We start from the raw sequence: 12,199 nt of genomic DNA, 5'->3' as shown, positions 1-12,199 counted from the left end.
ATCAGAGAAATAAAATGAGCTATAACGTTATTTATGCAGGGACTTTTGATCCCATTACCAACGGGCATTTAGATATTATTCGTAAGGCTTCAATGCTCTTTGGAAAAGTGATTGTTGCGGTGGCTAAAAATCCAAGTAAGCAACCGCTTTTCGAGCTAGAAGAGCGTGTTGAATTAGTGAAAAAAAGTTGTGCAGAGCTTGATAATATTGAAGTGATTGGTTTTAGTGGTTTACTGGCGGATTTTGCTAAAGAGCAGAATGCGAAGGTGCTTATTCGTGGCATTCGTAGTGCAGACGATATTGACTATGAAATCCAACTTGCTCAGATCAACCACAAACTTTCGGGAAGCCTAGAAACGATTTTTTTCCCACCATCAGTGGAGTGGCGTTATCTCTCTTCCACAATGGTGAGAGAGATTTACCGCCACAATGGTGATGTGAGCCAGTTTGTGCCACAAGCGGTCAAAAATGCCCTAAAATTTGCAAAATAATTGAGTAATAAAAAGGAAATAAAATGAGCCAAGATGCACAAAATCTAATTTGGATCGATCTTGAAATGACAGGTTTAGATCCGGAAAAAGAACGCATTATTGAAATAGCAACTATTGTGACTGATAAAGATCTGAATATTTTAGCGGAAGGTCCGGTTTTAGCAGTTTATCAATCTGATGAATTATTAGGAAAAATGAGTGATTGGTGTGTGAAAACCCATACGGCAAACGGCTTAATTGAGCGAGTGAAAGCGAGTAAATTCACTGAGCGTGCGGCAGAATTACAAACTATTGATTTCTTAAAGCGTTGGGTACCAAAAGGAAGTTCGCCAATTTGTGGCAACAGTATTGCACAGGATAAACGTTTCCTTTATAAATATATGCCTGATTTAGCGGATTATTTCCACTACCGCCATTTAGACGTGAGTACGCTCAAAGAGTTGGTAAGACGCTGGAAGCCAGAAATTCTCGACAACTTCAGCAAAGGTAATACGCACTTGGCGTTAGACGATATTCGTGAATCCATCAACGAATTAAAATTTTATCGGGAACATTTTATTAATTTAGACGAAAAATAATGGCTGATTTACTCTCTTTTTACTGCGAAGATGAAACTAAATTACTTGAATTTGGTCAATCATTCGCATTAGGGCTAAAAAACTATTTGTTGCAAGACAGCAATCACGCTCTGGTAATTTACCTAAACGGCGAGTTAGGGGCGGGCAAAACGACCTTAACTCGTAGTATTGTAAGAGGATTTGGGCATCAAGGTAATGTGAAAAGTCCGACTTATACGTTAGTTGAAGAGTATCATCTCGCTCCTTTTAATGTTTACCATTTTGACTTATATCGCTTAGCTGACCCGGAAGAACTGGAATTTATGGGTATTCGTGATTATTTCAAACCACAAACATTGTGTTTGCTTGAATGGGCAAGCAAAGGCAAGGGAATGATTCCGGAAGCTGATTTTGCCATTCAGATTGATTATATGAATGAAGGGCGACAAATAACGGTTGTTCCGCAGAATCAATCGGCAACAGATATTTTAGTAAATTTTAATCAAAAATAGATCGCTTGTAGGGAAGGTGATGAAGAAGGTTATCCAATATATTGTTTTTGGTGCATTAAGCATATTCAGTTTTTCCAGTTTTGCAAAAACGGTAGTGGTGATTGATGCAGGGCATGGAGGAAAAGATCCGGGGGCAATTGGTAAAAACTTAGGACTTCTTGAAAAAAATGTAACACTTTCTATTTCTAAAGAGCTAAAAGCATTATTAGACGCAGATCCAAATTTTAAAGCAGTAATGACACGCTCAGGCGATTACTTTATTCAACTGCCGCAGCGTACCGAAATTGCGCGTAAACATCGTGCAGATCTATTGGTTTCTATTCACGCAGATTCTTCACCGAGAGGTGATTCTTTAAAAGGTGCTTCTGTTTGGGTGCTTTCTAATAGCCGTGCTAGTGATGAAATGGGAAAATGGTTAGAAGATCACGAAAAGCAATCTGAATTGCTTGGTGGTGCGGGTGCCGTGCTATCTGCAAATAAAGAGCGTTATTTAAATCAAACAGTGTTAGATTTACAGTTTTCACATTCTCAGCGTGCAGGTTATGAATTAGGCAAAAGCATATTAAGCAAAATGGCTGGTATTGCAGCATTGGCTAAATCTTCTCCGCAACACGCAAGTTTGAGTGTATTGCGTTCACCTGATATTCCCTCAGTATTAGTTGAAACGGGGTTTTTATCTAATTCAACAGAAGAGGCAAAATTAGCGAGTGCAAATTATCGTAAACAGCTAGCTCGAGTAATTTATCAAGGATTAGTAGCTTATCGTGCGAAAAGTGGGCTTTCAACTTCAACAAATTTAAGTAAGACATTGGATAAAAATGAGAAGAAAGAAGTGAGTAAAAAAGAGGAAAAATCCGCTAAAACCGATTCTAAAAAAGTGAAGGAAGAAAACCAAAAAGCCACGAAGAAAGAACAAAGCAGCAGTGTGGATAAGAAGAAAGAGCGAGCAGCTAAAGAAAAGTCTGCTAAAGAAAAAGTAAAAGAGTCGAAAAATAAGGACGAAAAATCTTCATCTAAAAAGGAGATTAAAACCTCAAATAATGGCTACCACATTGTTCAACAAGACGAAACCGTTTACTCCATTGCCAGAGCGTACGGCACAACCCCGCAAAAAATTAGTGAGCTGAATAATCTGAAAAATTATCAGATTACGGTGGGTAAAAAGTTGAAGGTGAAGTAAATTCGCTTTTGCAAAAAATCCGAAAAAAATGACCGCTTACACAAGCGGTCATTCTATTTTTTTCATCCTATATTTTTAATTTTTTATGGCACAGCCAAAATCCGGCAGTTGCATAAATCATCGCTTTCAAATTCGGTGAGGTCTCCGGCTTTTTTGTTAGGAATTGGGAAAACTCGCACAGTAAGTGGTTTATTAAGTCTGAATGCCATTGTGCCAGTATCTCGCATTAATGCGGCAATTTGTTCAATGCTGGCTTCAGATGAAATCGGTACGGTGTCTAGCCCTATGCCGCATACTGCACTGTAAGTGAGTAAGGCTCGAATATCAAATTGCTCTTTTTGTGTACCAGCGGCTAACCCTAAATCTTCGGTAACGGCAAGCATTAAGCCGGAAAAGCCGATAAGCGGTACATTTTTGACGGATTTAAACACTTTGGTGAGCAGCGATGAAGCCTCAACCGTGCCAGCTGCTCCAAAATATGGGACTCCCATTAATTCGTACACTTCCGTCATCGAGGCACAGTTTTTAGACGGAGCGGCAGAGCTATCAATGCCGGCAAATTCAAATTTCAGTGAGGATTGCACCGATTTTACCGCTTCTAGCACTTCGTCGACGTGATATTGCAATGCCTGAGCCATCGCTTCATAACACTGACGGTAAAAATCGTTGTGCTTGGTTTTCTCTACCTCTTTTAACACGGCAACCAATAAATCCGGCGTTTCGAGCCCAATCACAAAGCTGTTTGGTAAGGCACTTTCGTGGTAACTGGCTGGAAAATAAGGAATAAATGGCTTGCAATTGAAATTGACGGTGAAGTTAAAATTCCCTTCGCCTCGAGGAGTGATTTCTGCAATTTTTTGTACAATTTGGGCAGATTGTAAAATTTTGTCGTTATCTAAAATACCAAATTCATCGCATTCAATATTGACGCAAGCGTTAGATAAATCCCCATAATTTAAGATCAGTTCAGGCAGTAGAGCAATTTCTTGTGGCGTTTTGGCTTCCCCAATCGCAAAGCGGATCCGCAGTCCGCTGTCGTTTAATTCGCTCAATAAATTTTTCAGATAAGCCAGATCTTGTTTTGCCGTGTCGATGTTGGTTAAGTCTAAATATTCGCCAAAACCGTTAGTCACGATGCGGATAGATTGAAGTGTATAACCTTGGTTTTGGATAGCTGGCACAAGTAAATCAAACTCTGCTTTGGCTGATTTTAATGCGGTTTCCCATTGCGATTTATCTTTGGTGAGGCTGAGAAATAAGGTGATGGTTCGTACTCGGCAGAGGGCTTTGTTTTGGTAGGTTTGCATAGGATTTTCCTTTTTATTTTTCGAGATTTTCGCAAAGAATAGCAAAAAAATGACCGCTTACACAAGCGGTCGTTTTCTATCTGAAATTTACCAATTAGCCTTCCGCTAACAGAGCTGGCAATTCAATGAAGGCATAGCCAAAAATCACCAGCAAGAGTGCCAAAATCACTTTCTCGAAAGTGAAAAGCGTGAGTTTGCCGTGGAATTTGTAGTTTGAGTAGAGGTATAACAAAATCCCCGGTACATAGAGCACGACTGAGAGCAGTAAGTATTCCAAACCTGCAGCATACACAATCCATAAACCGTAAGCAGCTGCCATAAAACCGGTGAGTTTGATGTACCACGCAGCATTGGTTTGGATGGAGAGCTTGAATAAGTACGCCCCGATGAGGAAGTAAGGAATTAGAATCATCGAGGTGGAGATGAGCAGCAAGGTGTTGTAACTTTGCTCAAAAACGAACACCAACACCAGGCAGAGCTGAACCACAAAACCGGTGAACCAAAGGGAATTAATCGGCGTGCCGTTTTCATTGAGCTTGTCTAAGATTTTCGGGAAAGCCCCGTTTTTCGAGCCACGATAAGGCACTTCGGCGGAGTACATTGTCCAGCTAATGTAAGAAGCTAATACGGAGACGATCAAACAAGCGGTGATGATCACTTTGCCGGTCGGGCCCATCATAGCATCAAGTAGCGGTCCCATTGATGGATTCGCCATATTCGCAATGGTTTCACGAGGTAAGATCCCAAGTGAAAGAATGGTGATCGCCACATATAAACAGAGGGCAATCACAATGCCAAGCACAGTTGCCAGGCCAACGTCTGAACGTTTTTTAGCGTGAGCAGAGAGCACCGAAGCCCCTTCTACCCCGGTAAATACCCACAAGGTAATCAGCATTGTGCTTTTGACCTGATCGCTGATGCTATTGTTTAATGCCGTGGCTTTTACATCGGCATTGAACACCTCCACATCGAAATACCAAAGCCCAAGAGCGATGAAAAGAATAAGCGGAGCCACTTTCACAAAGGTCGCAATTAGGTTTACAAACGCAGCTTCTTTAATACCACCGGCAATCAAAGCGTGCACCAGCCAAACGATGATTGATGAGCCAATGAATGCGGCAAGCGTGTTGCCTTGCCCGAAAATCACCGTGCTTTCGTTATCGGTGAATACGCCCAAGCCCTCAAAAGCAACGGTTAAATAGCCGACAATCCCGATGGTGGCACAAAGCCAGTAGCCCCAAGCCGACATAAAGCCCATTAGATCGCCAAAACCTTCACGGGCGTAGGTGTAGATGCCGCCGTCTAGGTCGGGGCGAAGTCTTGAGATAAAGAAGAATGATAAGCCTAAAAAGATGATCCCCACACCGGTGATTAACCAACCAATAGTGATCGCTTCCGCCCCAGCAACTTCCGCCATATTTTGCGGTAAGCTGAAAATACCCGAGCCGATCATTGAGCTTAATACGAGAGCAGTAAGGGAAATTAATCCGATTTTTTTATTTGACATTGCTATTCCTTACTTTAAATTTTTTGCCAGTGTTTCAATATATTCCACACCGATACCGCAACAACCACCGATAATGGTTGCCCCTTGCTCCGTCCATTTTTTGGCCCACGCTAAATAAGCATTCGGATCTAAATCTTTGCGAACCTCATCTAAGCCGTCATTAGCGGTTGCATCTTTGGGCTGAGGTGCAAACGCATTAGCATAAGCTCCTGTGCGGATATGAGTTGCATTGAGTTCAGCTAACATTTTTTGCGTAACTGCTAAGGCTTCGCCAATCACTTCGGGTTGGCAACAGTTAAATAAAATTGCCTGAACGCCTAATGCTACCATTTCTTCAACGGCTTGTTTTACCGCTTCACCTGAGCGTAATTTTGGCTCTGTGGTTGGTTCATCATCAATAAGCGTGAACGAAACCCATAAAGGGCGGTTATCTTTTGGTAATAGTGCTTTGATTGAAATTGGCTCAATAATCGCACTTTGCGTTTCGCATAACCAAACATCCACATAAGGCGAAAGCCCATCAATTAACGGTTGAGCAATTTCTGCAAAACGTTCCATTTTAATCAGATCAGCTCGGTAAGAACCAAACATTGGAGGGAGAGAACCTGCAATTTGAGTTGCAAAATTTCCGGAATTTTTGACCGCTTGTTTAGCAAGACGACCAGCCAAATCAGCCAAACTTTTGCCATCAGCGGCAAAACGTTTCTCGCCAATGTGAAAAGGCACAACGGCATAGCTATCAGTAGTAATCACTTCTGCTCCATGAGCAATAAAATCTTCGTGAACGGCTTGCACAAAGTGCGGACCTTCATACAAAGCGGCAGCAGACCATTCGGGCTGATGGAAAGGGGCGTTGCGACGCATTAATTCACGGCTCATTCCGCCGTCTAATATCGTGATTGACATAAAATTTCCTAATTAAAAGATAAGAATAATAGAATAAACTCAAGCAGTTTACTGACTTTTTGAGTAAGTGCTTATAACTAAATGAAATAAATTAGATTTTTTTGTAAAACAGATTGTTATTCCAAACTAAAATAAGAAAGCACTTCTTGTAGATTAGTTTGTATTACCATCGGATCGACTGGATTATCTGACATCACAATATGTTCCATCATTGCAATAGAAAGCGTTGCAAAGAGTTTACCTTGAAACTCAGCATCAATATCGTCAAGACTTTTTCGTGTTGATATAACATCAATATATTTCTTTTTTACTTCTTCTTGAATTTGCCTTTTTAAGCTAATACGGTGGGTATCAATTTTCCATAATGCCTGTAATGTGTGGCGAAGCGTATTAATCACAGGGGCTGCTTTTATTGCAAATTCCAGAGTGGGGGTACTAAAGCGTTCTTCAAGAAGAGGAAGAAGGGATTGGTGTTTGAGTTTTTCGATAATATCGGTTGCCAAATGGTCTTTATTTAAGTAATGCTTATAAAAAGTAGAGCGGTTAATGTTGGCATTATCTAAGATATCTTGCACCGTAATGTCATCATAATCTTGCTTTTCAAGCGTTGTAATGAAAGCTTGGTGGATAATCTCTTTTGTGCGGGTAATTCTAGGATCTTCTTTTTTCATATTTCCTACTAACCATTGTAAATAAGCAACATTTTATGGTGTTTTGTATTATTAGACAACATTTTATCGCTTTTTGGTGGTTGCTAATAGGAAGCTATTTTTTTACACTTCAGACCAGTTAGATAGATTATAAGGGTAAAAGATGAAGAAATTATTAATTGCAACTTTGATTTTTTTTGTCGCAGGTGGGGCTTATTTGTGGCAGCAAATACAGGATGAACGTACGGAATTGTCAGGAATTGTTGCAGTAAATGGACGCTTGGAGTTAGAACGTTTAGATGTTGCAACCCTTTATGCAGGAAAAGTAGAAGAAATTTTAGTTAAAGAGGGGCAAAACGTTGAGAAAAATCAACCGCTTGTACGCTTTTCTTCTACGCAATCACAAAGCCAGGTAACTTCCGCAGAGGCTCAAATTTCCGCTGCGAAAGCTCAAGTAGAAAGTGCCAAAGCTCAAAAATTACGTGCAGAAGAAGCAGTGGCTCGAGCTTCAGCGGAAATGAGTGCCCAGCAACAGCAAGTCTCTGTTGCTAAATTAGAATTAGATAATGCAAGAAAATTACGCCGTGAAAACTTAGTTTCTGCCAGTGAACTAGAACGCCGACAAGCGGCTCATAAAGCAGCTTTAGCGGCAGTTGAAACCGCAAAAGCAGCAAGAGCAGAAGCTCAGGCGGCAGTTAATCAAGCAAAGGCAGTGATTTCTCAAGCAGAAGCAACGGTTAATCAAGCTGAAGCAGCAGCCAACCAAGCAACTTCACAAAATGATGATATGTTAATTAAAGCACCAATTGCAGGCAGAGTAGAGTACCGCATTGTTGATGTGGGTAATGTGGTCGGTATGGGGGCAAAAGTTATTAGTTTGCTGGATACTAAAGATGTTTACTTAAATGTATTTTTACCTGCCCATCAATCAAATAATGTCAAAATAGGCGAAGAAGCTCGCATTAAAATTGATGGTACAGACTATGTTTTCCCAGCACATATCGGTTATGTGGCGAGTGAAGCCCAATTTACGCCAAAATCGGTGGAAACATTGGAAGAACGCACAAAATTAATGTTTAAAGTGAAGCTCCAAATTCCAGAGGACATCGCCCAACAATATGCTGGCTTTTTCAAGGGTGGAATGACCGCAATGGGCTATGTGAAATATGACGACAGCGTCGATTGGCCTGAAACCTTATCTGTAAAACTGCCAGAGAGCCGATGAATGATGACTGAACTTGCGGTTAAAATTAGCAATCTTCGCCATACTTATAAAAACACGGTGGCGGTTGATAATGTTTCGCTTGAAATTCCGAAAGGCAGAACAGTTGGGCTGATTGGCCCTGATGGTGTGGGTAAATCTACGCTACTTTCGCTGATTACTGGGGTAAAAATTCTCCAGCAGGGAGAAATTTCGGTGTTTGGTTTAGATGTATCGAAAGCAAAAGACCGAGATATCTTAACCCATAAAGTAGCTTTTATGCCGCAAGGGTTAGGGAAAAACCTCTACCTTACACTTTCCATTTATGAAAATATTGATTTTCACGCTCGAATGTTCGGGTTATCGCCAAGCCAGCGAAAAGCACGTATTCATCGTTTGCTAAAAGCAACGGGACTGTTGCCATTTGCCGATAGAGCAGCAGGCAAATTATCAGGTGGAATGAAGCAAAAACTCAGCCTTTGCTGTGCGTTGGTGCATAGCCCTGAATTACTGATTTTAGATGAGCCAACAACAGGGGTAGATCCACTTTCACGCCGCCAATTTTGGGAATTAGTCGAAGAATTGCGTGTTGAAACACCAGATATGACAGTTATCATCGCCACCGCCTATATTGATGAAGCCGAAGGGTTTGAATATGTCATGGCAATGGACGATGGCAAGCTAATTGTTGATAAACCAACTCAAGCTGTTATTGCTGAAACAGGCAGCCAAAATTTAGAACAAGCCTATATCAAATTATTGCCACCTGAAAAACGAGGGGTAGTTGATGGTTTGGTTATTCCGCCTTTTGAGCCGTTAAAAGATGAACCACCTGTTATTGTGGCAGAAGGTTTAACCAAAAAATTTGGCGATTTTGTTTCAGTAGATAATGTGAGCTTTGTGATTCCGAAAGGTGAGATTTTTGGCTTTTTAGGCTCTAACGGCTGTGGAAAATCCACTACAATGAAAATGCTAACTGGTTTGCTGGAGCCAACCGAAGGCTCGGCATTACTGCTTGGGCAGCCGATTGATGCGAGCAATATCGACACCCGAAAACGGGTTGGTTATATGTCGCAGGCATTTTCACTTTATGAAGAGCTAACCGTGCGTGAAAATCTTGAATTGCACGCCAAATTGTATCAAATTCCCCGTAGCGAATGGTCGCATTACGTTAATAATGTAATGCACCAATTTGATCTTGCTGACTTAGCTGAAGAAAAACCGTTATCTTTACCGCTTGGTATTCGCCAACGCTTACAGCTTGCCGCTGCGTGTTTGCATAAACCTGAAGTGTTGATTTTGGATGAACCTACTTCTGGGGTTGATCCGGCTGCCCGTGATATGTTTTGGGAGTATTTAATTAAACTTTCCAGAGAAGATCGTATTACCATTTTTGTTACTACCCACTTTATGAATGAGGCGGCTCGCTGCGATCGTATTTCTTTTATGCACAGAGGAAAAGTACTTGGCGTTGGTACACCTGAAGAATTAAGGCAAGGTAAGAATGCGAAAACACTTGAAGAAGCCTTTATTATCTATTTAGAAGAACAAAATGATGAAGTAACCGCCCCGAAAGAAACGGTTGATAATGAAGAGCTGGAAAATAGCTCTCTACAAGCGGTCAAAAATCCGCAATTTTTTGCAAATGGGTTAAGTGTTATCTGGACTTTTGCCGTGCGTGAAGGGAAAGAACTGTTAAGAGACAATATACGCTTATTATTCGCTTTGCTTGGGCCATTGATAATGTTGTTGGCGATGGGGTCGAGTATTTCTTTTGATATTAGACCATTAAATTTTACCGTGCTTGATCACGATAATAGTTCGGAAAGCCGTAAATTGATTGAAGCCTTTTCCGGCTCGCCTTATTTTATTCGGCAAGACAATATTTATTCGATAGATGAGATAAACCTCAGCCTCCAAACAGGTACAGCAAAGCTGGTATTAGAAATTCCGTCTGATTTTGGTCGGGATCTTTTAGCCCAAAGAATGCCTGAGGTAGGAATATTTATTGATGGAGCTTTCCCAAGTACCGCAGAGAATTTACGAGGCTCTGCACAAGGCGTTATTGGGCAATATATGCAAGAGATGTTAAGAGAAAATGGCATTAGTGCAAGCATTCCTTCGGTAACCGAACCTCGAATGATCTACAACCAAGATTTCAAAAGCGTGTTTGCGATGACACCGGGTATTATTATGCTTGCAATGATGCTTGTGCCGCCAATGATGACCGCACTTAGTGTGGTAAGAGAAAAAGAGATGGGAACAATTATGAACCTCTACGGATCGCCTGCTTCGCAATTTCAGTTTTTGTTAGGCAAACAGCTTCCTTATATCGCACTCTCATTTATCAGCTATTTAATTATGGTACTGGCAGCTATTTTTGTATTTGGTGTGCCGATTAAAGGCTCAATAACCGCAATGTTCTTAGGTGTGTTATTGGCAATTTGTGCTTCAACAGGTTTTGGCTTATTGGTTTCTAGTTTTGTGAAATCACAAGTAGCTGCTATTTTTGCCGCCGCAATTATTTCAATTGTACCGACTATTAACTTCTCAGGAATGATGTATCCTGTATCTCGTTTAGATGAAAATGTGCAGCTGGTTTCAAAGATTTTCCCTGGGGCTTGGTTCCAGCAAATCAGCTTAGGTGGATTTACCAAAGGACTTGGCTTTGCCGATTTCCTCCAGCCTTACTTGGCACTCGCAGTTATTTACGCCGTTTATCTTGCATTAGCAACTTTTGCGTTGAAAAAACAGGAGAAATAGATGAACCGTTGGTTTAAAAATGTTGGTTTCCTCGCAGTTAAAGAGTTGAAAAGTTTATTTAGTGATAAGGTATTGGTTTTACTGATTATCTATATGTTTTCCTTTGCGGTTATCACTATTGCAAAACAAGGTATGACCGATGTTAAAAACGGCTCAGTGGGAATCATTAATTACGATCATTCAGCCTTATCTTATCGCTTGAAAGATGCATTAATTCCCCCTTATTTTAAAACGGTAGAAGATATTGAGCCTCAAACGGTTGATCGTGCAATGGACGTGGGGCAATATACCTTTATTGTCGAAATTCCACCCAATTATCAACGCGATACTTTAGCTGGAAAAAATCCCAAAGTGCAGCTATTGGTTGATGCAACGGCAATGACGCAAGCAAATATTGGTGCTCATTACGTCAGCCAAATTTTTAACCAAGAAATTCAGCGTTTTGTTGGTTCTACAGAAATGCCTGTTCCGTTCAATACCGCAATCAATGTGCTATATAATCCTAATTATGATAGTGCTTGGTTTATGGGAGCAGGGCAGATTGTCGGTAATCTTACCTTATTAACGTTGTTGCTTTCAGGTTCTGCGGTAATTCGGGAAAGAGAGCGTGGCACAATAGAGCATTTATTGGTAATGCCTGTTCGCTCAAGTGAAATTGCAGTATCAAAAATTCTTGCTAATGATGTAATACTGTTAATTGTTACTTTATTCTCACTGAAATTTATTGTTTCGGGCTTTCTCGGTGCACCGATAAGCAATCAACAAATTGCGATTTTCATTTTAGGCGTAGCCATTTTTCTGTTTTCGATTGCTTCACTTGGTATTTTATTGGCGGTTTTTGCCCCCACAATGCCACAATTTGGCTTGCTCTGTATTCCGATTTATTTAGTTATGTATATGCTTTCAGGGGCAAATTCTCCGCTTGAAAATATGCCTCAATTGGCACAGCAATTAACGCAATTCTCGCCCACTACTATTCTGGGGAGTTATGCTCAAGATGTATTATTTCGCAATGCAGGCTTAGATTTAGTGTGGTTGCACTTAGTAAAAATGGCGTTAATTGGGGCGGTTTTTTTAGGCATCGCATTAATGCAATTTAAATCTATGCTATCTAAACAAGGATAA

At 40.8% G+C, this 12,199-nt stretch carries 11 protein-coding genes; 7 read left to right on the top strand and 4 right to left on the bottom strand.

What is annotated here, in order from left to right:
• The first annotated feature begins 14 nt into the window (after positions 1 to 14).
• From coaD to A6B40_RS03445, 4 genes are read left to right on the top strand one after another with little or no spacing between them, the layout of a single operon-like run.
• Positions 15 to 491 carry a pantetheine-phosphate adenylyltransferase gene (gene coaD, locus A6B40_RS03460; RefSeq protein ID WP_176671579.1) on the top strand — a complete coding sequence of 159 codons (477 nt, stop codon included), beginning with the start codon at positions 15 to 17 and terminating at the stop codon, positions 489 to 491.
• Between the two features lie 23 nt (positions 492 to 514).
• Positions 515 to 1,069 (top strand): oligoribonuclease, encoded by a 555-nt coding sequence (gene orn / locus A6B40_RS03455; protein ID WP_176671578.1) that lies wholly within the window; start codon positions 515 to 517, stop codon positions 1,067 to 1,069.
• Positions 1,069 to 1,560: a tRNA (adenosine(37)-N6)-threonylcarbamoyltransferase complex ATPase subunit type 1 TsaE gene (gene tsaE, locus A6B40_RS03450; RefSeq protein ID WP_176671577.1), complete on the top strand. Its 492-nt coding sequence runs from the start codon at positions 1,069 to 1,071 to the stop codon at positions 1,558 to 1,560. Before orn ends, tsaE begins: the two co-directional genes overlap by 1 nt.
• Positions 1,561 to 1,579: 19 nt before the next feature.
• Entirely contained in the window at positions 1,580 to 2,740 is a 1,161-nt protein-coding gene (locus A6B40_RS03445) for an N-acetylmuramoyl-L-alanine amidase (protein ID WP_176671576.1), read from the top strand.
• A gap of 83 nt (positions 2,741 to 2,823) precedes the next feature.
• On the opposite strand, the gene A6B40_RS03440 is transcribed toward A6B40_RS03445, so the two are convergent.
• The 4 genes from A6B40_RS03440 to A6B40_RS03425 form a co-directional block, all read right to left on the bottom strand.
• Positions 2,824 to 4,047 (bottom strand): DUF711 family protein, encoded by a 1,224-nt coding sequence (locus A6B40_RS03440; protein ID WP_176671575.1) that lies wholly within the window; start codon positions 4,045 to 4,047, stop codon positions 2,824 to 2,826.
• Between the two features lie 94 nt (positions 4,048 to 4,141).
• Entirely contained in the window at positions 4,142 to 5,554 is a 1,413-nt protein-coding gene (locus A6B40_RS03435; RefSeq protein WP_176671574.1) for a basic amino acid/polyamine antiporter, read from the bottom strand.
• 9 nt (positions 5,555 to 5,563) lie between these two features.
• Positions 5,564 to 6,460: a homocysteine S-methyltransferase family protein gene (locus A6B40_RS03430; protein WP_176671573.1), complete on the bottom strand. Its 897-nt coding sequence runs from the start codon at positions 6,458 to 6,460 to the stop codon at positions 5,564 to 5,566.
• Between the two features lie 116 nt (positions 6,461 to 6,576).
• Positions 6,577 to 7,131: a TetR/AcrR family transcriptional regulator gene (locus A6B40_RS03425; protein ID WP_025217737.1), complete on the bottom strand. Its 555-nt coding sequence runs from the start codon at positions 7,129 to 7,131 to the stop codon at positions 6,577 to 6,579.
• Between the two features lie 142 nt (positions 7,132 to 7,273).
• Between A6B40_RS03425 and A6B40_RS03420 the strand changes: the two genes are divergently transcribed.
• From A6B40_RS03420 to A6B40_RS03410, 3 genes are read left to right on the top strand one after another with little or no spacing between them, the layout of a single operon-like run.
• Positions 7,274 to 8,335 (top strand): HlyD family secretion protein, encoded by a 1,062-nt coding sequence (locus A6B40_RS03420; RefSeq protein ID WP_176671572.1) that lies wholly within the window; start codon positions 7,274 to 7,276, stop codon positions 8,333 to 8,335.
• A 3-nt stretch (positions 8,336 to 8,338) separates the two neighbouring features.
• Positions 8,339 to 11,074 (top strand): ribosome-associated ATPase/putative transporter RbbA, encoded by a 2,736-nt coding sequence (gene rbbA, locus A6B40_RS03415; protein WP_418887716.1) that lies wholly within the window; start codon positions 8,339 to 8,341, stop codon positions 11,072 to 11,074.
• Entirely contained in the window at positions 11,075 to 12,199 is a 1,125-nt protein-coding gene (locus A6B40_RS03410; RefSeq protein WP_176671570.1) for an ABC transporter permease, read from the top strand. It abuts the gene before it with no gap.

This window comes from Mannheimia varigena, assembly GCF_013377235.1.
GTDB classification, from domain to species: Bacteria; Pseudomonadota; Gammaproteobacteria; order Enterobacterales; family Pasteurellaceae; genus Mannheimia; species Mannheimia varigena.
The sequence above is the reverse complement of the archived record's forward strand: the minus strand, read 5'-3'. Positions and strand labels throughout refer to the sequence as shown.